The sequence below is a fragment of the Luedemannella flava genome, assembly GCF_039528515.1.
GTDB classification, from domain to species: domain Bacteria; phylum Actinomycetota; class Actinomycetes; order Mycobacteriales; family Micromonosporaceae; genus Luedemannella; species Luedemannella flava.
Window position 1 is genome coordinate 88,891 of sequence record NZ_BAAALT010000127.1, and the last position, 22,667, is coordinate 111,557.

Sequence of the window (22,667 nt, forward strand, 5' to 3'; positions counted from 1 at the left end):
TAACGACCAGAAGTCGACCTTTGCAGCGCCAGGGCCTCAGTGGCAGCTATTGGCGGATGAGGATCTCGGCGGGCGGGACGGGGCGGACGGCGATCGCTACCGCGGCGGAGGTCTCCGGTCCGGGGACGACTCGGGCGCAGAGGCAGCCGAGGTGCAGGGTCAGTTGGGCGCTCCCGAGCCCGCCCGTCGGGGTGGTGCACGACACGCGGACGCCCGCGTCGAGTTCGCGGGTCGCCTCGCGGGTGCGGCCCAGCGACACGGTCACGCTGCCCTCACCTACACAGACGATCGAGGCCAGGTACTCACCCTCCCAGCGGGCGTTCCAGTCCTCGGCCGTGGCCACGCCCGTGCCGCTGTCCACCCGCATGGAGAGCACCTTGTCGGCCTCCCACCGGGCGGCCATCGCCTCCGCCATCTCCAGGTACGGCCACGCCGTGCCGGTCCGTGGTGCCTCCCGGGACGCGGCGACCTTCGCACCGGGTCGCGTGGTGGCCGCCTTGGACGGCACCGCCGGCTCGTCGAGCACGTGCCACACGCCGAGGACCGCCGCGAGCGCGACGACCATCAGCAGCATCGGGCCCACCCGGCGCCGGTCGCTGCGGTCCGGTTCACCGTTGGAGATCACGTCCTCCATCGTGCGCAGCAGCGTACGGCCTGGGCGGCGTGCGTGGGGGGCGCCGGGGACTGCCAGACTGGCGCCATGCTGTTCGTCGGACTGACCGGGGGGATCGGGGCCGGCAAGACCGCCGTGGCCGCGCGCCTCGCCGAACTGGGCGCCGTCGTCATCGACTCGGACAAGCTCGCCCGGGAAGTGATCGGCCCCGGCACGGACGGCCTCGCGGAGGTTGTCGCGGCCTTCGGCCCGGACGTGCTGGGCGCGGACGGCGCGGTGGACCGGGCCGCGCTGGCCCGGCGCGTGTTCGGCGACGACGCGGCCCGGCGCCGCCTCGAGGCCATCATCCATCCCCGGGTCGGCGCGCGCACCGCCGAGATCGCCCACGGGGCGGCACCCGGCACGGTCGTCGTCAACGACGTGCCGCTGCTCGTGGAGGCGAACCTGGCCGACCGGTACGAGCTGGTCGTGGTGGTGGAAGCGCCGCGCGAACAGCGCCTGGCGCGATTGACGGGAAAGCGCGGCATGGCGGAGGCGGAGGCGCTGGCGCGCATCGCCGCGCAGGCGGATGACGCGGCGCGGCGCGCGGTGGCTGACATCGTCATCGTCAACGACGGCACGCCCGAGCAGCTGCGGGACCGGGTCGACGTGGTCTGGCGCGACGAGCTGGTGCCAAGAGCGAGGGCCACCCGCGGCGGCCGGTGAACGCGTGCGATGACGCACCGCGCCCATCCGCGTGGGGCGCCCTCCGGCGACGCGGTGCGTCGCTGGGGCTGCTGCCCTCGCGCCGGGTCGACCGAGTCGGTGTGGAGACTGGTCGGGGTACCCGGTCGGCCGCCGCGGGCGGCCTACGCATCGACCGTACCGTTGGGTATCAACGGGCACAATCGCAATCCCGTGGGGCGATCAGCACGTCCCGTAATCCGGTCTTGTCAGTGGCCCGGCGTACCGTGGGGGAATGCTCGAGATACCCCGCCTCGACGGCACGTTCCAGGTGGTCAGCGACTATCAGCCGGCCGGCGACCAGCCCGCCGCGATTGACGAGCTGGCGCGCCGGATCCGGCGCGGTGACCGGCACGCGGTGCTGCTCGGCGCGACCGGCACGGGCAAGAGCGCGACGACCGCGTGGCTGATCGAGCGGTTGCAGCGGCCCACCATCGTCATGGCTCCCAACAAGACACTCGCGGCCCAGCTGGCCACCGAGTTCCGGGAGCTGTTGCCCAACAACGCGGTGGAGTATTTCGTCTCCTACTACGACTACTACCAGCCCGAGGCGTACATTCCGCAGACGGACACGTACATCGAGAAGGACTCCTCCATCAACGAGGAGGTCGAGCGGCTGCGCCACTCCGCGACGATGTCGCTGCTCACCCGCCGCGACGTGGTCGTGGTCGCGACGGTGAGCGCCATCTACGGCCTGGGCACACCGCAGGAATACCTCGAGCGCGCGGTCAAACTGCAGGTCGGCACCGAGTGGGACCGCGACAAGCTGCTCCGCCGCCTCGTCGACATCCAGTACACCCGTAATGATCTGGCGTTCAACCGCGGCACGTTCCGCGTCCGCGGTGACACGCTGGAGATCATCCCGGCGTACGAGGAGCTGGCCATCCGCGTCGAGCTGTTCGGCGACGAGGTGGAGAAGCTCTACTACCTGCACCCGCTCACGGGCGACGTGGTGAAGGAGGTCGACCAGCTGCTCATCTTCCCGGCCACGCACTACGCGGCGGGCCCGGAGCGGATGGAGCGCGCGATCGCCGACATCGAGGTCGAGCTGGAGGAGCGGCTGGCCGAGCTGGACCGGCAGGGCAAGCTGCTGGAGGCCCAGCGCCTGCGCATGCGCACGAGCTACGACCTGGAGATGATGCGCCAGGTCGGGTTCTGTTCCGGCATCGAGAACTACTCCCGCCACATCGACGGCCGCGAGGCGGGCAGCGCCCCGCACTGCCTGCTCGACTACTTCCCGGACGACTACCTCACCGTCATCGACGAGTCGCACGTGACGGTGCCCCAGATAGGCGGCATGTACGAGGGCGACGCGTCCCGCAAGCGCACCCTGATCGAGCACGGCTTCCGGCTGCCCAGCGCCGCCGACAACCGGCCGCTGCGCTTCGACGAGTTCCGCGACCGGGTCGGCCAGTCGGTCTACCTGTCGGCGACGCCGGGGCCGTGGGAGCTGGAGCAGACCCAGGGCGAGTTCGTCGAGCAGGTGATCCGCCCGACGGGCCTGGTCGACCCGGAGGTCGTGGTGAAGCCGACCAAGGGTCAGATCGACGACCTCATGCACGAGATCAAGGTGCGCTCCGAGCGCGACGAGCGCGTCCTGGTCACCACGCTGACCAAGAAGATGGCCGAGGACCTCACGGACTACCTGCTCGAGCACGCCATCCGCGTGCGCTACCTGCACTCCGAGGTGGACACGCTGCGCCGCGTGGAGCTGCTGCGCGAGCTGCGCAAGGGCGACTACGACGTGCTGGTCGGCATCAACCTGCTCCGCGAGGGCCTCGACCTGCCCGAGGTGTCGCTGGTGTCCATCCTGGACGCCGACAAGGAGGGCTTCCTGCGCAGCGGCACATCGCTGATCCAGACGATCGGCCGCGCCGCGCGTAACGTGTCGGGCGAGGTCCACATGTACGCGGACAAGGTCACCCCGTCGATGGCGCACGCGATCGAGGAGACCAACCGCCGGCGCGCGAAGCAGGTCGCCTACAACGAGGCCAACGGCGTCGACCCGCAGCCGCTGCGCAAGAAGATCGGCGACATCCTCGACGACATCTACCGCGAGGCGGAGGACAGCGAGGAGAAGTACTCGCCGGTCGGCGGCAGCGGCCGCCAGCAGAGCCGCGGCAAGGCGCCCGTGAAGGAGACCCGCAGCACCCGTTCGCGCGCGATCTCCGCCCCCACGGAGGGCTTGGCCCGGGCCGAGCTGGCCCAGCTCATCACCGACCTCACCGAGCAGATGCTGGCGGCGGCCCGCGAGCTGCAGTTCGAGCTCGCCGCCCGGATCCGCGACGAGATCGCGGAGCTGAAGAAGGAGGTCCGCCAGATGGACGTCGCGGGCGCCCGCTAGGAGCCGGAGCGAGCGGCCCGGTCGCGGGCCGCGAGCCAGGTGGCGATGCGGCGGATGAGGTCGTCGGTTGCCGCGTTCTCGGCGTGGCCGTAGCCAGGCTCGATCCACAGTTCGCCGGTCGGTCCGGCGGCCTCGTGCAGGGCGTGCGCGTGGTCGACGGGGAAGTACCGGTCGGCGTCGCCGTGGACCACCAGCAGCGGCACGGGCGCGATGCGCGCGGCGGCGGCCGTGGGCGACTCCGGCAGGTCGTCGGCGGGCCACTCGACCGACGAGACACGGGTGCGCAGCGCGACGCGGCTGACGAGCCGGCCGAGGCGCCGTTCCACGACCCAGTGCAGCCGGCGCATGGGCACGGTGTCGCGGTAGTACCACCGGCTCGGCCCGCTGACGGCCGCCACGGCCACCAGGTCGTCCGACGGGAAGGCGGCCGCGTGGCGCACCACGCACGCCGAGCCCATGGAGAAGCCGATCGTGGCGACCGACGCGTAGCCGAGCGACCGCGCCCAGGCGACGGCGGCCGCCACGTCATAGATCTCCCGGTCGCCGACCGTGCACGCGCCGCCCGAGCGGCCGTGCCCCCGGAAGTCGAAGGTGACCACCCCGCCGGTCTCGGCGAGGACCCCGGCGACCCGGCGCATCGCGGGCGTGCGCCAGGACCCGGTGAAGCCGTGCGCCGCCACGAACGCCAGGTCCGTCGACGGGCCCCGGTCGTGGTGCGCCGACAGGACCACGCCGTCCGCGGTGCGCAGGTCGGCCATTGTCAGGCGGGTACGTCGGTGAAGTGCTCGACGACCGGCGGCCCGGCGAAGTACGGGCCGATGAGACCCCGCCACTGACCGAACCGGTCCGTGGCCCGGAAGTTGTCGGTGTGCGCCTCGACTGAGTCCCACTCGACCAGGAGCACGAACCGCGACGGTGACTCGACGCCCCGGGTCATGCGCACGGACCGGCAGCCGGGGGTGTCGGCCAGGATCGGGCGGGCCTTGCCGTACGCGTCGGCGAAGTCGTCCTCCTGGCCCGGCGTGACGTCGATCAGAGCTACCTCAAGAACCATGCCCGCAGCCTGCCATGACCGTCGCCGCCGGAAGGGGGCGGGCCCAGCTCCCGGAACGGGTGTGATCTCCGTCGCCTTGAATCCTCTCATCGCACCCGCCGAAGGAACCTCACAAACCACTTCTGACCAGGCAGGTATCAATGTGATGAGAAGATGGCACCCGACAGCCGATGAGTCGTGCTCATGGGTAAGAATGGTCCAGACAACATGGAGGGGAGTACTCCCCCGCGACAGGGTCGTCAGCACGGCGAGATCGGCACCGGCCGGTCGGACCCGGCCCTGTCGGCTGCCGGGCGGCGCCGGGCAGCGGAAGAGACCTCCGCTGAACAGTGCGGCGCCCCGGCGTCGGGCGACGTCGCCTCGGCGCCGACGCCCGCGGCGAGGTGCCGCGTGTCCTGCGGAGGTTCGGGCGCATGCATGTGCCGGGTTGGATCTGGGCTGTCACCCTTGTCGGGCTGGTCGGCCTGCTCATTGTCGATCTTCTTGTGGTGGCGCGGCGCCCGCACGTGCCGTCGACCAGGGAGTCGACCCTCTGGGTGATCTTCTACGTGACGCTGGCGCTGTTGTTCGGCGTCGGAGTGTGGATCTTCTGGGGGCCGAAACAGGCAGGTGAGTTCTTCGCCGGCTGGCTCACGGAGTACAGCCTGTCGGTCGATAACCTGTTCGTTTTCGTGATCATCATGAGCAGATTCGCCGTCCCCCGGAAGTACCAGCAGAAGGTCCTGCTCATCGGCATCGTGCTCGCGCTGGTCATGCGCGGCATCTTCATCGCCCTCGGCGCGGCCGCCATCGAGCGCTTCATCTGGATGTTTTACATCTTCGGCGCTTTCCTGCTCTATACGGCGTGGAAGCTTGTCAAGCAGGGCGAAGATGACGAATCGGACTTCAAGGAGAACGCGCTCATCCGCTGGAGCCGCCGCGTCCTGCCCATGACGGAGAAGATCGACGGACCGCACCTGACCAAGACCGTGAACGGCAAGCGCTTCTTCACCCCCCTGGTCGTCGTGATGATCGCCCTCGGCACCACCGACCTGCTGTTCGCCCTCGACTCGATCCCCGCGATCTTCGGACTGACGCGCGCGCCGTTCATCGTCTTCACCGCCAACGTGTTCGCCCTCATGGGCCTACGCCAGCTGTACTTCCTGCTCGGCGACCTGCTCGACCGGCTGACCTACCTGTCCGTGGGCCTGGCCGTGGTGCTGGGCTTCATCGGCGTGAAGCTGGTGCTGGAGGCGCTGCATGAGAACAACGTGCCGTTCATCAACGGCGGCGACCCGGTGCACGTGCCCGCGATCCCGATCTGGTTCTCGCTGCTGTTCATCGTCACCACGATCGGCACGGCCGCCGTGGTCAGCCTGGTGAAGTCGCGCAACGATGCCCGACGGGCCGTCCGCGAGGCGGAGCGGAACGGGCCCGTCGAGCGGATCAGCTAGCTAACGGGAGACCACGCGGTGGGCGGCGACGAGAGTCGCCGCCCGCTCGGCGGCCACCTCCTCGAGCACCACGTGGCCGTGCGGCTGGGAGGCGTGCAGCACCCAGCGCTGGTCGCCGTCGGGCGTCTGCGCGACGAACCCGACGTGGTCGATCTGACCCGCGGCGGAGGCGAAGAAGTAGAGGTCACCGGGGCGCTCGCTGCCCAGCGGCACCGGTGTGGTCGCGGCCGCCTGGTCGGCGGCGTCGCGGGGGAGCGTCACCCCGAACCGGCGCCAGGTCAGGTGCACCAGGCCCGAGCAGTCCACCCCGTACGCCGAGGCGCCGCCCCAGATGTAGGGCACGTCGCGCAGGCGGTCGGCCATGGCGACGATCTCCTGCGGGTCGGCGGGCGGCGCGGCCGGCTCGGGTGTGACGTCGTCCTCCACGGCCCACGCGGGCTCGAACCGGCCGGGCACGGCCACGGGCAGCCAGCCGTCGTGCGGTCGGCCGGAGGCGACCAGCCGGGTGCCGAACGTGACGCCGGGCATCACCAGGGCACCGTCGGGCTCGTCGCGCAGCGTGGTCGCCGTGGCGTCGACCAGGTGGATCATGCCAGAGCGGTCGACCTCGGGCTCCATCTCCTCGTCGTCCGCGACGCCGCGCCGACCGCGGTGCCCGCCCTGGGCGACCCGGATGCCGGCGGCGAACATACTGCCGACGGTGGCGAGCTGGTAGGACGGGAGCCAGCCAGGGTAGCCCCGGCCGTCCAGCGACGAGGGCTGGCCCAGGGCGACCACGTGCGCCCAGTCGCCGCGCAGCTCGAGGATCCGCACCCGCTCGCCGAGCAGCAGCTGGGTGTACACCCGCCCGCGCAGGTCGTCGCGCTCCGCCGGGGACATCGCGTTCACCCACGCGCGCGGCTTGGCCTGATAGCCCAGCGCCGGCTCGTCGACGGGACGCACGCGGTCGGGCGACACCCACAGCGTCGCCACGGCGACGCAGACGGTGGCTTCCTCACCAGGCGACAGCGTGGGCTCGCTCAGCGCGAGAAGGGACCCCAGGCTCACGTTCACTCCCAAGACGGTGACACGTCGGATTCGTTTCCACAAGGCATCATCCCGGCGATCCCGAGGCCGGGCGCGTCGGGCAGGACAACGGTCGGCCCCGAGTACCCGGGACCGCCCTTGACCAGCGGTTGCGCCAACCACCAGGCGGCGTCGAGGTCGCTCACGGCGGTGGTGCCGGTGGCGGCCACGAGGCTCGCCGCGGCGCCCACGCCGATGGGCCCCTCCATCATCGAGCCGACCATGGTGCCGACGCCATACTCCTCGGCCAGGGCCAGCAGCGTGCGGGCCGGGCCCAGGCCGCCGCACTTGGCGAGCTTGACGTTGACCAGGTCGGCCGCCCGGCGCCGGATGACCTCGACCAGGTCGCGCGGCGACCACACCGCCTCGTCGGCCAGGACCGGTGTCGTCACCCGATCGGTGACCCACGCCAGCCCGTCCAGGTCGGCGCGCACGACCGGCTGCTCCACCAGCTCCACGTCGAGGCCCGCGTTCTCGATCGCCCGGATGACGCCCACGGCCTCGCGCGGCGTCCAGCCCTGGTTCGCGTCCAGGCGCAGCCGGGTGGCCGGCCCGACAGCTTCGCGCACCGCGCGCACCCGGGCCACGTCGCCCGCCGCGTCGGTGCCGACCTTCATCTTGAGTACGTCGAACCCGTCGGCGACCCGCGCGCCGGCCGCCCCGGCCAGCTCCGCGGCGGTGCCGGCGGCCAGCGTGACGTCCGTGGCCACGCGCAGGGCCGCCGCGTCGCCGGCGCCGCCGAGCAGGCGGGCCAGGGGCACCCCGAGCCGGTGGGCGGCCAGGTCGTGCAGCGCCACGTCGACGGCCGCCTTCGCGGCCTCGTTGCCGGCCACCGCCCGGCGCACGGCGCGGCACAGGCCGACAAGGTCGTCGGGGTCGCGCCCGCGCAGCAGCGGGGCGAAAACCTCGGTGACGCACGCCTGCGAGCCGGCCACGGAAGCGCCGGTGACCTGCCAGACCTGGGGCGCCTCGCCGTAGCCGGTGTGGCCGGCGTCGTCGCTGACGGTCACCACGAGCGTGGTCATCGTCGTGGTGCGCCGCAGCGCGGTCACGAACGGCGTATGCAGCGCCGCCGTGACCCGGCGCGAGCGCACCTCGGTGATCGTCACGGCCCAGCAGCCTAGCCCATGGCCGGGGCGAGATCATGGCGGTCCGCCCAGCTCGCGGCGGCCACCCGGGCCAGCAGCGCGCACGCCCCGTCGCCCGGGTCGTTGCGGGCCAGCGGCGTGGTGGCGCACACGACCAGCACGTACGGCGGGGCGTCGGCGGGGAACACGACCCCCGCCCCGTGCCGTACCCCCATGACCCAGCCGGGTTTGTGGGCGATGCGGGTGCCCTCCGGCAGGCCGCCGGCCAGCTCCGAGCCGTCGCGCTGCGCCTCCAGGGTGGCGAGCATGGCCTGACACGAGGCCGTGGACGCGATCGGATGCCCGTCGGAGGCGCCGATCGCGATCGCCCCCAGGAGGGCGCCGAGGTCGGCGGCGGTCACGGTGTTGGTGATGCCCGCGTCGGCGGCCGCCGCGTCCTCGATGCCCCGACCGACGACGCTGTGCCGCGCGCCGGCGGCGTGCCAGGCGTCCGCCACCGCGGCGCCACCGACGAGGCCCAGCACCAGGTTGGTGGCGAGGTTGGACGAGCGGGTGACCATCCGGTCGGCGAGCCAGCGCAGCGGCACCTCGCCGCCCAGCGCGGCCCACACCTCGGGGTCGTTGTCGTAGCGCTCCGTGCAGCCGAAGCCCGGCGCGCCCGGTGCCGCCGACGGGAACGAGTTGACCACCATCACGGCGGCGTCGAGGTCGAGCCGCCCGACCTCGGCGAGCCGGTACATCGCGGCCAGCACGGCGACCTTCATGGTGCTGGCGGCGTAGTGCGGCGCGTCCGCGTGCCGGGCGAACGCGGGCGGCCCACCGGGCGGGCCGCACCACACCGATACCGTCCCTTCGACAGTGTCGAGGTCGGCAGCCAATCCGTTGAGCGCACCCACGGCGGGCAGGCTACCCCGCGTGACCCGCCGGCAGGGCGGCGGTGCTGGCGCGGACGGTCAGGCGCGGGGCGAGCAGGCTGGCGTCGGGCACGAGCTCGCCCTCCAGCTTGCGCATGAGCAGGCTCACCGACTGCGCCCCGACCTCCTCCGCCGGGATCAGTACCGACGACAGCGCGGGCTCGGTCCGCTCGGCGGTCTCGTCCGGGCAGATCGCGACGACGGAGATGTCGTCGGGCACCCGCCGGCCGTGGGCGGCCAACGCGGCCATGATGCTCCCGACGGCCGCCTCGTTGTGCACCACCAGGCCGGTGACCTCGGGCTGCCGGGTGAGCAGCGCGTGCACCGACGCGGCGACCTGGTCGGTCTCCTCCTCGCACGCGATCGCGATACCGCTCAGTCCCAGCCGGTCGGCCGTGTCGAGGAAACCCGCGCGGGTGCGCTGGGCGAAGCCGGTGCCGCGCTCGTACACGGCCGGCGGGGCGCCGAGCAGCGCCACGTGGCGGTGACCGAGGCTCGCCAGGTGCTCCACGCACGCCGCGCCGGCCTGGAAGAAGTCGAGGTCGACGCAGGTCAGCCCGTCCGGCTCGGCGGGGAAGCCGATGAGCACGCTGGGCCGGTCCAGCTCGCGCAGCATGGGCACCCGCGTGTCGTGCAGCTCCACGTCCATGAGCACGATCGCGTCGACCATCGCGCTGGCCGCGACCCGTCGCAGCCCGTCCGGCCCCTCGTCGGCGGTGACCAGCAGAACATCATGGTCGTACTGACGGGCCGTGGTGACCACGGCGATGGCGAACTGCATGAGTACGGGCAGGTGCATGCCCGAGCGCAGGGGCAGCACCAGCGCGATCACGTTGGACCGGTTGCTGGCGAGCGACCGCGCCCCGGCGTGCGGGTGGTAGCCGAGGACCCGGATGCTCGACAGCACCCGTTGCCGGGTGGTGGACGAGATCGCCCGCTTGCCGCTGAGCACATAGGAGACCGTGCTCGGGGCCACGCCGGCGTGGCGGGCCACGTCCGTGATCGTGACCATGGCGCTCCGTGGGGGTCGGGTACGGGGGGAGGACACTACGCCTCGGCTCCCGGTCCGTCGAACGTCAGCTCGGCCACGCGGGTGCCGGGGGCGCTGAAGACAAGGTAGAGGTCGCGGATGCCGGTCGCACCGGCGGCGGGCGCGGAGACCTCGGTCCACGCGTACTCGCTGCCGGTCGACGGGACGGTGAGGGTGGCGACCACCTGGCCGCGCACCGGGTCGTCGACGCGCAGCGTGATGGTGCCGGCACCGTCGACCTGCGCCACCTTCGCGCCCACGGCGCGGACGCCCCGGCCGAGGTCCACCCCGTCGAACGTGATCCAGCTGCCCGGCTCGACGGCGCCGACCGCGTCGCCGGTGACCGTGTTCTCGTCGACCAGCGCGATGCCGCAGTAGTCGTCGTGGTCGGCGGCGCGCAGGGAGCGGCCGCTCACGGCGCGCGGCGCGATCTGCTCGCCGCGCACGTCGACGACCGCGGTGGCCCGTACGTCCGTGGCCGAGGCGCCGACCATGACGGTGTGCCGGGCCTCCTCGACGACCATCCGGCCCTGGGTGACGTCCCAGAACGCGAGGTCGGCCGCCTTGAGTGGCAGCGTGACGGCGGTCGACGCGCCCGGCGCGAGGCGCACCTTCGCGAAGCCGCGCAGCTGGCGCACGGGTAGCTTGACGCGTGAGCGCTGCTGGCGGGTGTAGAGCTGGACCACCTCGTCGACGGCGTACTCCCCGGTGTTGACGACCTCGACGGTCACGGTGATCTCGCCGTCGGCGTCCAGCGCCGGGGCGCTGACGCGCAGGTCGCGGTACGCCACGCGGCCGTAGGTGAGGCCGTGGCCGAACGGGTACAGCGGCCTGCCGCGGAAGTAGAGGTACGTCGCGTCGGTGGCGATGATGTCGTAGTCGAGCAGGTCGGGCAGGTCGGTGTCGTCCCGGTACCACGTCTGGGGGAGCCGGCCCGACGGGCTCGCGTCTCCCAGCAGCACGTCGGCCAGCGCGTTGCCGAACTCCTGCCCGCCGTGCGCCGACCACAGGATGGCCGGCACGTGCTCGTCCGCCCACCGGATCGCGTACGGGTAGCTGCTGGTCAGCACGAGGACGGTCGTCGGGTTGGCGGCGTGCACCGCCTCGATGAGCCGCTGCTGGGTGGGGGGCAGGTTCAGGTCGACCCGGTCCTCGCACTCCCGGCCGTTGATCAGCGGGTGGTTGCCGAGCACGACGATCGCGACGTCGGCCTCGCGGGCGGCGGCGACGGCCGCGTCCACGCCCGAGTGCACGGTCTCGATGCTCAGGCCCAGCGCGTCGGCCGGCGACCCGGCGGTCGCGCCGAGCGCGCCGTCCTCCGTGGCGGCGACGAACCGGCCGGACGCCACGTGCTTGAGGACGAGGGCGCCGTCCTCGCGCTCGGCGAGCCGGAACGTCTCGCGGACCACCCAGCCGTTCGGGCTCGCCTGGTTGTTGACCAGCGGCGTGCCCTCGGCGTCGACGGCGGTGACGTGCCGCCCGTTGGCCACGGCGCGCAGCGAGTAGACGCCGTCGCCCCAGTCGAACAGGTCGAACTCGCCGGCCCCGTCGGCGAGCCGCAGCGTGGCGCCGTCGGCGTGGTCGGACGCGGTGACGAACCGGTCGGTGCCGGCCGCGCGCAGGACGACCCGGTCGACGCCGTCCTCGTGACTGACGACCGCGTCGCCGAGGCGCTCGGTGAGCCCGCGCCGGACGGTGGCCTGGTAGGGGAGCGTGCCGCTGTACCAGTCCTCGAAGAGTACGTCCGACAGCGGGCCGAGCACGGCGACCCGCTTCGGCGCGGCCAGGGGGAGCAGGTCCTCGTCGTTGCGGAGGAGCACGATCGCCGCCCGGGCGGCCTCGCGGGCGAGCCGCTGGTGCTCCGAGCAGTTGATGACGTCCGCGGTGATCGCCGCGAACGGGTTGGCCTCGGCCGGGTCGAACTCGCCGAGCCGGAACCGGATGGCGAAGATGTGCCGCAGCGCGGCGTCGATGTCGGCCTCGGTGAGCAGGCCCCGCGCCAGCGCCTCGGTGGCGCGGGCGATCGTGATCTCGGACCTGGCGTCGTTGTCGGTGAAGCTGTCCACGCCCGCCTTGATCAGCGCGGCCGTGGCGGCCGCGTGGTCGGGGTAGTAGGCCTGCGACTCGACCACGTTGGACGGTGCCTGCGCGTCGCTGACGACGAGGATGTCGTCGCTCGTCCAGGTGCGCAGCGCGTCGTTGATGAGCGGGCTCAGGTGCGCCGGCCGGTTGTTGACCAGGTTGTACGACGCCATGATGGCGACCGCGGCCCCGTCGGCGATCGGCGCCCGGAACGGCGGCAGCTCGTACTCGTGGAGCACGCGCGGGCTCAGGTTGCTCGACGTCCGGTCGCGGCGCGTCTCGTTGTTGTAGCCCAGGAAGTGCTTGAGCGTCGGGGCGGTCTTGAGGAACGTCGGGTGGTCGCCGCGCAGCCCCCACGAGTACGCCGTGCCCATGGCGCCGGTCAGCAGCGGGTCCTCGGCGTAGCCCTCCTCGTTGCGGCCCCAGCGCGGGTCGCGCAGCTGGTTGACCACCGGCGCCCACACGTTGAGGCCGGCGCGCTCGGGGTCCTTGTGGTGCAGGCCGCGCACCTCGTCGCCGACGGCCTCGCCGACGCGGCGGACCAGGTCGAGATCCCAGGTGGCGCCCAGCCCGACGGCCTGCGGGAAGACGGTGGCCTCGCCGAGCCACGCGAGCCCGTGCAGCGCCTCGGTGCCGGTGCGGAACGGGCCGACGCCCAACCGGTCGATGGCGGGCTGGTGCTGGTGCAGGAGAGCGACCTTCTCCTCGAGCGTCAGCCGGGCGAGCAGGTCGGTGATCCGGTCGGCCAGGGGCAGCGCTCCGTCGGTGTAGGCGCCGGCCTCGGGGTCGCTCATCGGGACGCACCCTTCTTCAACATCGCTTGCGGGCCCCCGGGTCGGCCCGGGGCCGACGTCGAAGCGCTTCGACGGATATCGAATATCATGGTTACCAGGACATTCGAAGCGCTTCGACGATGGTTCGAAAGTTACCTCGTCCGAAACCGGGCATTTCCAGACTGTTAGCCGGAGCTGTCGACCGTGTTTCGAAAACGAGGCCTATGCAGCGTCGCACCGGTCTCCGCCCACCGTCAAGAGGTCGGTCGATACCGATGTCCGTACCTACCATGAGGTAAGCGCTTTCAAGGACCTGGCGTGAGACGATTTCCGCAGGTGTTGATGGGTGCGCGTGGCGGTGGCGGCACGGCGCCGACCGCGCCGCCACCTTAATATTCTTTACGCGCTCGCGAGCGCGGGCAACCGACCCGAATCAACCGTTTCCAGAACGCCCGCCGCGCCCCCCGTCGCGGTCGCGTTGTAGCCCAGCGTCGACGCCACGATGCGGGCGCCGCCCGCCTGCGGCGCGACGGTGCGCGCGGCCAGCTCGGCCTCGGCCTGGTCGACGACCCACGGCGCGAGGGGAGCGTAGTAGCCGCCGAGCAGGATCACGTCGGGGTTGACCAGGTTCGCCAGCATCGACGCGCCCTGACCGAGGTCGCGCCCCAGCTGTACCAGCGCCGCGAGCACCTCCGGCTCCCGCGCCTGCGCCCGGCGGACCACGTCCTCGATGCCGATCTCGACGTCGGCGAGCGTGTCGTGGCCGAGTTTGCGCAACACGGCGCCGATGCCGGCGACCGCCTCCAGGCAGCCGGTGCGCCCGCACGGGCAGGCCGGCCCCGCCGGGTCGATGGCCAGGTGACCGATCTCGCCGCCGAAGCCGCGCGCGCCGCGCAGCAGGCGACCGTCGACGATGATGCCCGCGCCGATGCCGGCCTGGCCCGTCAGGTACGCCAGGTTGGCCACGCCCGCGTGCGCGCCGTACCGGTACTCGGCGAGGGCCGCCAGGTTGGCGTCGTTCTCGACGGCGACCGGATAGTCCGGGTTGCCCAGCGCCGCCCTGAGGTCCTCGCGCAGGTTAACGTCCCGCCAGCCGAGGCTGGTCGCGCTGCGCACGACCCCGCCGGCGTCGACGAGGCCCGGCACGCCCACGGTCAGCCCGAGCACCTCCCGGCCGTCGTCGCGCACCTTGGCGACGGCCCGGCGCGCGAGGGTGGCGACCGCGGCGATGGCCCTGCTCGACCCGGCGCCCTGCCCGGTGAACGAGCGGCGCCATGTCAGCAGCCGCTCGCCGCGGAGGTCGACCGCGACCGTCGCGAGGTAGTCGGTGCTTATTTCCAATCCGACCGCCGCGTACGGGGCACCGTCCACCACGATCATCGTGGCCGGTCGGCCGATGCGGTGTTCGGTCAGTCCGGTCTCCCTGAGCAGCCGTCGTTCGATGAGCTCGCCGACGAGGCTGGAGACGGTGGTCTTGTTCAGCCCGGTGGCGGCCGCGATGTCGGCGCGCGAACACGGAGCGTGCGCGCGCACGAACCGCAGGACCACCGCTAGGTTTGTGGCCCGTACGTCGGTGAAGTCCGCCGGCTGTGGCCCGGTGTGCGTGGTTATCAACTGTGCCCCATCTGCCTCGGTCGGACCATCATGCCCCACCTCCCCCGCGCTGGGGCAGGTCCGGTCAGCCGAGGCCCGGTGACCGATCCCTTGTGGCGGCTGGCGTCGTGGTCTAGTTTGTTTAGTCGCCAGACCAACTAAGTCTACAAACGCTCATTGACCTCACGCCACCATCCCCGTGTCCAAGATTTGAAGGGCCGAGAGCGCGATGACCAATCCTCTGTCCCGTCGACGCACCAGTCGCCGGACCTTCCTCACCGTCGCGGGCGCCGGTGCGGCCGCGGCCGCCGTCGGCGGCAGCGGGCTGCTCGCCGGCTGCGACAGCACGGGTGGGAACAAGGGACCGGGCACCACCAGTAAGGAAGAGATCAACAAGATCATTCCTAACTACATCCAGAACACCTCGGTCAAGGCGGACGTCCCGTCGGTGACCGGCACCGCCGGTGCCGTGTCCGACCCGGTGTTCCTCTCCTACCCCGCCGCCCCGGCGCAGACCGTCGCGTCGACGCCCGGCGCCGGTGGCACCTACACCACCATGACGCCGCTGTGGGGCGCCATCCCGCCGTCGAGCGGTAACTCGTACTACGACGCGGTGAACAAGGCCCTCGGCGTCACCCTGAAGATCCAGCCGTCGGACGGCAACAACTACGGTAACGCCCTCCCCCCGCTGTTCGCCGCGGACAAGCTCCCGGACTGGATCCAGATCCCCGGCTGGAACACCGGCACCCTCAACTTCGGCTCGGCCGTCGCCAAGTTCGTCGACCTGACGCCGTACCTGTCGGGCAGCAAGATCGAGGCCTACCCGAACCTCGCGAACATCCCGCCCGGCGCCTGGTCGGCCGGCGTCTGGAACGGCAAGCTCTACGGCCTGCCGGTGTACCCGTCGAACGCGGTGTTCAACGGCGCGATCTTCTACCGCAAGGACATCTTCGACAAGCAGGGCATCAACGCCGACGCCATCAAGACGGCGGAGGACCTCAAGGCCCTCGGCGCGCAGCTCACGAGCAAGGCCGCCGGCCAGTACGCGTTCGGCGACCTGTTCGGCGACGACGCGGCGTACGCCACGCAGCTCTTCGGCTTCCATACCAAGTGGGACCAGGACGCCAGCGGCAAGCTCGTGCACAAGTACGAGACCGAGGGCATCATCGCGGCCCTGGAGTGGCACGCCTCGCTGGCCAAGGCCGGCTACGTCAACCCGGCCGACCTCGCCGGCACCGATCAGAACGGCAAGCAGCGGTTCTGGAGCGGCAAGATCGTCGTGACCGCGGACGGCACCGGCGCGTGGAACGGCGGCGACGCCAAGTCCGGCACCGCGGCCAACCCCAGCTACGTCCGGCAGGCGTTCAAGCTGCTGTCCGGCAAGGCGGGCCAGGCCCCCAGCATCGAGCTGCAGCCCGGCGCGGCTATGTTCGCCTACCTCAACGCCAAGCTGTCCGACGCCCAGATCAAGGAGCTGCTCGCGGTCGCGAACTACATCGCGGCGCCGTACGGCTCCAAGGAGTGGCTGGTCGTCAACTTCGGCGCCGAGGGCGACACCTACACGATGAAGGACGGCAACCCCGCGCTGACCGAGAGCGGCAGCAAGCTGGTCGCCACCACGTTCCAGTTCCTCGTCACCCCGCCGGCCGTCACCACGGTCGGGGAGGGCTTCACACAGGTGGCGAAGGACTACGCCGCGTGGCAGGCCGACGCGGTGAAGTACGCCAGGACGCCGATCTTCTACGGCATGAACATCACCGAGCCGTCGCAGTACTCCTCGATCGGACAGGCCGTCAAGGACACGCTCAACGACGTGAAGGTCGGCCGCAAGCCGATCTCGGCCTTCACCGACGCGGTGGCCGCGTGGCGCAAGAACGGCGGCGACGAGCTGCGGAAGTTCTACGAGGGCATCCGCGACAAGTACGTCACGGGCCCGTCGGCCACCCCCGGCGCCTGATCTAGTGTCGCGAGGTCAGCCCTCGCGACGCCGAACGTGAGCCGGGGCCCGCGTGCACAGGGACGCGGGCTCCGGTCGTCACCTTATGCACTGCCCTGACAGGAGCACCGTGGCCACCATCACGCAGCCGGGCGAGGCCGAGCCCGACGAGATCAGCGCCCCCGTCCCCGGGGCGCCTCCGCGGGCCAACAAGCTGAGCCGTTGGCAGAAGTTCAAGCGCGACCGCAGCCTGCTCGTCATGGTCCTGCCGACGATCGTCCTGCTGATCGTCTTCGCGTACATTCCGATGCTCGGCACGGTGACCGCGTTCCAGCAGTACGACATCTACTCGGGCTTCCGGCAGAGTCCCTGGGTCGGCTTCTACCAGTTCGAGCGGCTCTTCACCGACCCCATCTTCTGGCACGCGCTGGAGAACACGCTCGTCATCAGCGCCGTGCAACTGGTGCTCTACTTCCCGATCCCGATCATTCTCGCGTTGCTGCTGAACACGATCCTGAGCACGCGCATCCGGTCATTCATCCAGACCATCGTGTACCTGCCGCACTTCTTCTCGTTCGTGCTGGTCGTCGCGATCTTCATGGAGATGCTCGGCGGCGCTGGCGCGCTCAACACCTTCCTGATCCAGCACGACCTCCCGACCTGGGACATCATGACCGATCCGGGGTCCTTCAAGTACCTCGTGACCGTGCAGATGATCTGGAAGGAGGCCGGCTGGGGCATCATCGTGTTCCTCGCCGCGCTCGCGATGATCGACCAGAGCCTGTACGAGGCCGCGGCCGCTGACGGCGCGGGCCGGTGGCGCCGGCTGTGGCACATCACGTTGCCGGGCATCCGGGGCGTGGTGGTGCTCATGCTGGTGCTGCGGATGGGCAGCGCGCTCACGGTCGGCTTCGAGCAGATGCTCATCCAGCGCCAGGCCGTCGGGCGCGACGCCTCCGAGGTGCTCGACACCTTCTCCTACTTCTACGGCGTAGTGGCGAACAACTTCAGCTACGGCGCCGCGGCGGGGCTGTTCAAGGGCGTGCTCTCGCTCATTCTGATCCTCGCGGCGAACAAGCTCGCGCATGCCATCGGTGAGGACGGGTTGTACCGGAAATGACTGTTCTGACTGAGCCGAAGATCGCCCGACGGCCCAAGCAGCGGCCGTCCTGGGAGGAGAAGCCGACCGCGGCGGGCCAGGCCGGCAAGGCCACGGTGCTGATCGCCACGGTGGCCATCATCCTGGTGCCGATCTACATGATCGTGATGACCAGCCTGTCCACCCAGAAGTCGGTGAACCTCGCCGGCGGCATGGTGTTCATTCCCCAGGGCGGCATCACCACCGAGGCCTACCGCCAGATCTTCGACAACCCGTTGATCCTGCATTCGCTATGGGTGAGCGTCTGGACGACGGTCGTGGGCACGGCGTTCTCCATGTTCGTCAGCGTGCTGTGCGCCTACGGCCTGTCCCGCAAGGGTTCGTTCGGCCACCGGACGCTCCTTGCGATCCTCGTCATCACGATGTTCTTCAGCGGCGGTCTCATCCCGGGCTTTCTGCTCGTGTCCGCCCTGGGCGGCTACGGCAGCTACTGGTCGCTGATTCTGCCGGGCGCGGTGAACGTGTTCAACATCCTCATCCTGCGCGGCTTCTTCATGGCCACGTCCGAGGAGATGATCGAGGCAGCCCGGCTGGACGGGGCGGGGGAGTGGCGGACGCTGTGGTCGGTCGTCCTGCCCACCTCCAAGGCCGTGCTCGCGGTCATCACGCTGATCTACGCCATGACGTACTGGGGCTCGTTCTTCAACGCGCTGCTCTACCTGCCCGACAACGGCATGTGGCCGCTTCAGATGATCATCTACACCTACACCATCCAGGCCAACCCGATGCCGGGCAGCGGTATCACGACTATCGGGCAGAACCTGGGCCACCAGCAGATCGCGCCGCTGTCGCTGCAGATGGCGGTCGTGACCCTGACGCTGGTCCCGATCCTGGTGGTCACCCCGTTCATGCAGAAGCACTTCACCAAGGGCGTCCTGCTCGGCGCCATCAAGGGCTGATCCGCGACGCCGTTCAGCGGGCAGGATGGACGGATGACTGACGCTCCAACGGACCAGCCGACCGTCACCCTGCCCGGCGGCGTGGCCATGCCCCTGCTCGGCCTCGGCACCTGGCAGGCCACCGGCGACGACGCCTACCGCGCGGTGCGCGTGGCGCTGGAGGCCGGCTACCGGCACCTCGACACCGCGGCCGCGTACGGCAACGAGGCGGAGGTGGGCCGCGCCGTGCGCGACAGCGGCCTGCCGCGCGAGGAGGTCTTCGTGACCACCAAGCTGCGCCCCAACGACGCCGCCCGCGCCCCGCAGGCCATCAACGACAGCCTCGCCAAGCTGGGCCTGGACTACGTGGACCTGTGGCTCATCCACTGGCCCATCAACGGCCAGGCCAGCCCGCCCACCTGGCGGCACCTGCGCGACGCCCGCGACGCGGGCCTGACCCGCACGATCGGGGTGAGCAACTACAGCCTCTCCCAGCTCGACGAGCTGGCGGACGCGAGCGGCGAGATCCCCGCGGTCAACCAGATCCCGTGGGGGCCGACCCGCAACGACCCGACCCTGCTGGCCGGGCACCAGGCGCGCGGCGTGGTGCTGGAGGGCTACAGCCCGCTCAAGAACGCCGACCTGGACTCGCCGGTGCTCAAGGAGATCGCCGAGGCGCACGGCGTGACCCCGGCGCAGGTGGTGCTCCGCTGGCACCTCGACCACGGCGTCGTGGTGATCCCGAAGTCCACCCGCGAGGACCGCATCGCCACCAACGGCGACCTCTTCACCTTCGCCCTGTCCCCGGCGGACCTGGCCCGCGTCGACGCGCTCGCCCAACCCTGACCGGCCCCGCGCCGCACGACCCCTTCGGATCCTGGGGGCGTTAACGGCCTCTATAGGACGGGATTGCCCCCAGGGTCCAGTGCGACCGGCGGCGGCGCCAAGATCGGCGCTCCTCCGCCCCGAGTCGGGACCCGGCATGCCGGCAGGCGCGGATCGCCATGGCGCGGCTGGGCGTACGATATCGCGGACCATCAATATTGATGGGCGTCCCTCACGGAAGGATCATCGCGATGCGTCCGTCCACCCGTCTCGTCGCTGTTCTCGCGGCCCTGGCCGCGAGTCTGGCGTTCACCGCCGCGCCGGCCCAGGCCGCCCCGACGACCGACTTCTACGCCGACTCCGGCGACCGGTGCGTGTACGGTGCGGCAAAGGGCACGTTCGACTGGAACCCGCCCACCGCATCGATTCTGCCGGCCGTCTACGCCACCGGCTCCCTCATCGACCGGCCCACTCTCCGCGAGCTGTCGGTGTGCGGCAACGACCTGATGTACACGGTCGTCACGTTCTCCGCGTACGCCCGCGCGGTGCTCGTCGACACCGAGGCGGTCAAGGCCGACAACGGAACCGCCGGCATCAACGTTCTGCTCTCCGGCCGCGCCGGCGTGATCGACACGGTGATCGTGCAGGTCTGCCGCCACTCCACGGTGCCGACGTTCGCGCCCGTGGACTACTGCGGCGCGCGGGTGGCCTACGTCCGCCCCGGCATCAAGGTCTAGCGAACCGTTCCAGCATGTGACCGGCCGCGCCCCTCGGGCACGGCCGGTCACGTCTCCCACGGTCAACTACCGAAAATCAGCCACGAGTACGCCGTTGGCGGCGGCGAGCGGCGCGGTCACGCCGTCCAGCGACACCTCGGCCGGCGGCCGGGCGCCGTCCACCACGGGCAGCTCGACGCGCGTCACCTGGCGCGGGCCGCTGACCGTGATGTCCAGGCGGTCGCCGTCGCGGCGTGCCGTGATCGTCGTCGGGCCGTCCACGTCGTGCACCACCGCGGCGGTGTCGGTGACGTCGTACGCGAGCAGGGTCAGCGGGCCGAACGGGCCGTCGCCGACCGTGTCGCCCGGCTCGACGGTGGCCAGCAGGCCGCCCCGGCGCACGAACAGCGGGGTCTGCCCGAGGGCCGTGGTGACCTTCGCGTACCGGCTGCCGGAGCGCACCGTGCCGTCCCAGAACTGCACCCAGTCGCCCTCGGGGAGGTAGACGGTGCGGGTGCCGCTCGGGTCGGTCATCGGCGCGACGAGCAGGTCGGTGCCGATCCGGTACTCCAGGTCCGCGTGCCACGTGGCCGGGTCGTCCGGCGAGTCCTCCAGCAGGGGCCGCATCCACGCCGTGCCGCTCTCCGCCGCCTCGACGGAGGCGCTGTAGAGGTAGGGCATGAGCCGGTAGCGCAGGCGTAGCGCGTCGATCGCCAGGTCGGCCGCCTCGGCGGGGAACTCCCACGGCAGCCGGCTGGTCGTGCCGTGGAAGCGCACCATCGGCGAGAACGCGCCGAACTGCGACCACCGCACGTACAGGTCGGGGGTGGGGGTGCCGCCGAAGCCGCCCACGTCGTGCGACCAGAACGGCACGCCGGACAGCCCGTACGACAGGCCGGCGCGCACGGTCGAGGCCATGGCCGGGTAGGTGGCGTTGATGTCGCCGCTCCACTGGGCGGAGTGCCGCTGGCCGCCGAGGAACGACGAGCGGGCCCAGACCAGCCCGTGGCCGGCGACCTCGCGGGTCACCGCCTGGACCAGGTCGTTGAACAGCAGGGTGTAGACGTTGTGCAGCTCGACGCCGGTCATGCCGTTGTGCGCGACGGAGTCCGCCGGCACGCCCTCGGCGAAGTCGGTCTTGAAGACCGCCACGCCCTGCCGCAGCAGCGACCGCAGCCGGTCGGTGAACCAGTCGACCGCGGCCGGGTTGGTGAGGTCGAGGATGCCGCACGCGGGGTAGGACCCGTGCCACACGTCGGCGACGTAGCTGGTGCCGTCGGACCTCTTGAGGAACAGCCCGAGCTCGTCGGCCTCCGCGAACGCCGGGCTCAGGTGCGAGATGTACGAGTTCATCCAGAGCGAGACCTTGAACCCGGCCCCGGTCAGCTCGCGCATCATGGCGTCCGGGTCCGGGAACGTCTCCGGGTCCCAGCGCAGGTCCGACCAGTGCCCGTCGGTCTGCCAGTAGCAGTCCAGGTGCAGCACGTCGCAGGGGATGCCCATTTCGCGGATCTTGCGGGCGCGGCCGAGGGCCTGCTCCTGCGAATCGGCGAAGAAGCCCGACGACAGCCAGGTGCCGTGCGCCCACTTCGGCGGCAGCAGCGGCCTGCCGGTGAGCGTGTCGAACCGGGTGATGACCTCGTCGGGCGTCGGGCCGGCCAGGACGTAGTAGTCGATGAGGTCGTCCGGCACGAGGATCTGCACCACGCTGTGCGTGGTCTGGCACAGGTCGAACTCGGTCGGCATGCCCGAGTCGACGAGGACGCCGTAGCCCCTGCTGGAGATGTAGAACGGCACGTTCTTGTACGCCCGGTCGGACTCCGCGCCGAACGCGTCGAAGTTCCACATCAGGGCGCGCTGGCCGCGCTTGTCCAGCGTGGTGAACTTCTCGCCGAGGCCCACGAAGTGCTCGTCGGCGGCGGCCGCGAAGCTCTCGTGGTAGGCCGCGACGGAGCCGTCGACCATCGACCGGCCGAACGGCAGGGTGCGCAGCCGGCCGCTGATGTCGGTGACGCCCCGGTCCTGCTCGACGAGGAGGTTGCCGGCGGCGTCGACGAAGCGCAGGTGCCACGGGTCGAGGGTCAGCTCGGCGGTGATCGGGCCCGCCGTGAGGCGCACCTTGCCGCCCTCGGCGACGGCGACGGCGGTGGCGCACCGGCCGGGCCGCACGAGGGTGGCGGCGCGGGCGGACCGGCTGCGGGCGTCGGGGTCCTGGCTGAGCCGGACCCGGATGATGCCCTCGCCGGCGGCGCTGAGCTCGACGGTGAGGCTCTGCCCATCGGTCGTGATGGCCTTCGCCGTGACGGTCCCGGTGTCGAGGCTGGTCACCTCCGCGGCGGCGAGCGCGGCGAGGCCCTGCTCACCGGGCGCGCGGACCGGCAGCTCGGGCGGGTCGGCGACGAACGTCTCGTGTGGCACGAGAGGCGGTCGGAACGGCATCG

The 22,667-nt window shown here is 71.3% G+C and carries 17 protein-coding genes and 1 pseudogene; 8 read left to right on the forward strand and 10 right to left on the reverse strand.

From position 1 onward, the window contains the following. Positions 1-46: 46 nt before the first annotated feature. Positions 47-634, reverse strand: a complete 588-nt coding sequence (locus ABD211_RS20445; RefSeq protein ID WP_344134207.1) for a hypothetical protein — start codon at positions 632-634, stop codon at positions 47-49. Between the two features lie 66 nt (positions 635-700). Between ABD211_RS20445 and coaE the strand changes: the two are divergent. Both coaE and uvrB read left to right on the forward strand, forming a co-directional pair. Then, positions 701-1,315: pseudogene (coaE, locus tag ABD211_RS20450) on the forward strand (dephospho-CoA kinase); the annotation flags it as partial. Positions 1,316-1,571: 256 nt separating this feature from the next. Then, a complete protein-coding gene (uvrB, locus tag ABD211_RS20455) occupies positions 1,572-3,680 on the forward strand; it encodes an excinuclease ABC subunit UvrB (RefSeq protein ID WP_344134210.1) in 2,109 nt (702 codons plus the stop codon). Here uvrB and ABD211_RS20460 read toward each other — a convergent pair. Then, positions 3,677-4,438, reverse strand: coding sequence for an alpha/beta hydrolase (locus tag ABD211_RS20460; protein ID WP_344134213.1), 762 nt, complete (start codon positions 4,436-4,438; stop codon positions 3,677-3,679). The two genes, uvrB and ABD211_RS20460, sit on opposite strands and share 4 nt — an antisense overlap. Positions 4,439-4,440: 2 nt before the next feature. Beyond that, positions 4,441-4,734, reverse strand: coding sequence for an antibiotic biosynthesis monooxygenase family protein (locus ABD211_RS20465; RefSeq protein ID WP_344134216.1), 294 nt, complete (start codon positions 4,732-4,734; stop codon positions 4,441-4,443). Positions 4,735-5,147: 413 nt separating this feature from the next. On the opposite strand from ABD211_RS20465, the gene ABD211_RS20470 reads away from it, so the two are divergent. Next, complete coding sequence (locus ABD211_RS20470; RefSeq protein ID WP_344134219.1) at positions 5,148-6,167, forward strand: TerC family protein; 1,020 nt, start codon at positions 5,148-5,150, stop codon at positions 6,165-6,167. Here the strand turns inward: ABD211_RS20470 and ABD211_RS20475 are convergent, their stop codons facing one another. From ABD211_RS20475 to ABD211_RS20500, 6 genes are all read right to left on the reverse strand, one after another. Continuing rightward, positions 6,168-7,214, reverse strand: a complete 1,047-nt coding sequence (locus ABD211_RS20475) for a C40 family peptidase (protein ID WP_344134222.1) — start codon at positions 7,212-7,214, stop codon at positions 6,168-6,170. 2 nt (positions 7,215-7,216) lie between these two features. After that, the gene (locus tag ABD211_RS20480; protein ID WP_344134224.1) at positions 7,217-8,341 is read right to left on the reverse strand and encodes a mandelate racemase/muconate lactonizing enzyme family protein; all 1,125 of its coding nucleotides are present in this window, start codon (positions 8,339-8,341) and stop codon (positions 7,217-7,219) included. Positions 8,342-8,352: 11 nt separating this feature from the next. Beyond that, entirely contained in the window at positions 8,353-9,216 is an 864-nt protein-coding gene (locus tag ABD211_RS20485) for a serine hydrolase (protein WP_344134227.1), read from the reverse strand. A 10-nt stretch (positions 9,217-9,226) separates the two neighbouring features. Beyond that, on the reverse strand, positions 9,227-10,246 hold the full coding sequence (locus ABD211_RS20490) for a LacI family DNA-binding transcriptional regulator (RefSeq protein WP_344134230.1): 1,020 nt from the start codon (positions 10,244-10,246) through the stop codon (positions 9,227-9,229). A 35-nt stretch (positions 10,247-10,281) separates the two neighbouring features. Beyond that, entirely contained in the window at positions 10,282-13,140 is a 2,859-nt protein-coding gene (locus ABD211_RS20495) for a glycoside hydrolase family 3 C-terminal domain-containing protein (RefSeq protein ID WP_344134233.1), read from the reverse strand. Positions 13,141-13,518: 378 nt separating this feature from the next. Further along, entirely contained in the window at positions 13,519-14,667 is a 1,149-nt protein-coding gene (locus tag ABD211_RS20500) for an ROK family protein (protein WP_344134236.1), read from the reverse strand. Positions 14,668-14,941: 274 nt separating this feature from the next. Between ABD211_RS20500 and ABD211_RS20505 the strand changes: the two genes are divergently transcribed. From ABD211_RS20505 to ABD211_RS20525, 5 genes are all read left to right on the forward strand, one after another. Next, the gene (locus ABD211_RS20505; protein WP_344134238.1) at positions 14,942-16,669 is read left to right on the forward strand and encodes an ABC transporter substrate-binding protein; all 1,728 of its coding nucleotides are present in this window, start codon (positions 14,942-14,944) and stop codon (positions 16,667-16,669) included. A 109-nt stretch (positions 16,670-16,778) separates the two neighbouring features. Then, complete coding sequence (locus tag ABD211_RS20510; RefSeq protein ID WP_344134241.1) at positions 16,779-17,768, forward strand: ABC transporter permease; 990 nt, start codon at positions 16,779-16,781, stop codon at positions 17,766-17,768. Next, a complete protein-coding gene (locus ABD211_RS20515; protein ID WP_344134244.1) occupies positions 17,765-18,706 on the forward strand; it encodes a carbohydrate ABC transporter permease in 942 nt (313 codons plus the stop codon). Before ABD211_RS20510 ends, ABD211_RS20515 begins: the two co-directional genes overlap by 4 nt. Positions 18,707-18,739: 33 nt before the next feature. Then, entirely contained in the window at positions 18,740-19,531 is a 792-nt protein-coding gene (locus tag ABD211_RS20520) for an aldo/keto reductase (protein ID WP_344134247.1), read from the forward strand. Positions 19,532-19,761: 230 nt separating this feature from the next. Beyond that, positions 19,762-20,247: a hypothetical protein gene (locus ABD211_RS20525; RefSeq protein WP_344134250.1), complete on the forward strand. Its 486-nt coding sequence runs from the start codon at positions 19,762-19,764 to the stop codon at positions 20,245-20,247. 66 nt (positions 20,248-20,313) lie between these two features. Here ABD211_RS20525 and ABD211_RS20530 read toward each other — a convergent pair whose 3' ends face one another. After that, positions 20,314-22,665 (reverse strand): TIM-barrel domain-containing protein, encoded by a 2,352-nt coding sequence (locus ABD211_RS20530; RefSeq protein ID WP_344134253.1) that lies wholly within the window; start codon positions 22,663-22,665, stop codon positions 20,314-20,316. Positions 22,666-22,667 lie beyond the last annotated feature (2 nt).

Coding starts and splice junctions, on each gene's coding strand:
- ABD211_RS20490 (WP_344134230.1), bottom strand. CDS start 10,246: ATGGTCACGATCACGGACGTGGCCCGCCACGCCGGCGTGGCCCCGAGC.
- ABD211_RS20445 (WP_344134207.1), bottom strand. CDS start 634: ATGGAGGACGTGATCTCCAACGGTGAACCGGACCGCAGCGACCGGCGC.
- ABD211_RS20460 (WP_344134213.1), bottom strand. CDS start 4,438: ATGGCCGACCTGCGCACCGCGGACGGCGTGGTCCTGTCGGCGCACCAC.
- ABD211_RS20505 (WP_344134238.1), top strand. CDS start 14,942: ATGACCAATCCTCTGTCCCGTCGACGCACCAGTCGCCGGACCTTCCTC.
- ABD211_RS20525 (WP_344134250.1), top strand. CDS start 19,762: ATGCGTCCGTCCACCCGTCTCGTCGCTGTTCTCGCGGCCCTGGCCGCG.
- ABD211_RS20530 (WP_344134253.1), bottom strand. CDS start 22,665: ATGCCGTTCCGACCGCCTCTCGTGCCACACGAGACGTTCGTCGCCGAC.
- ABD211_RS20515 (WP_344134244.1), top strand. CDS start 17,765: ATGACTGTTCTGACTGAGCCGAAGATCGCCCGACGGCCCAAGCAGCGG.
- ABD211_RS20520 (WP_344134247.1), top strand. CDS start 18,740: ATGACTGACGCTCCAACGGACCAGCCGACCGTCACCCTGCCCGGCGGC.
- ABD211_RS20470 (WP_344134219.1), top strand. CDS start 5,148: ATGCATGTGCCGGGTTGGATCTGGGCTGTCACCCTTGTCGGGCTGGTC.
- uvrB (WP_344134210.1), top strand. CDS start 1,572: ATGCTCGAGATACCCCGCCTCGACGGCACGTTCCAGGTGGTCAGCGAC.
- ABD211_RS20465 (WP_344134216.1), bottom strand. CDS start 4,734: ATGGTTCTTGAGGTAGCTCTGATCGACGTCACGCCGGGCCAGGAGGAC.
- ABD211_RS20495 (WP_344134233.1), bottom strand. CDS start 13,140: ATGAGCGACCCCGAGGCCGGCGCCTACACCGACGGAGCGCTGCCCCTG.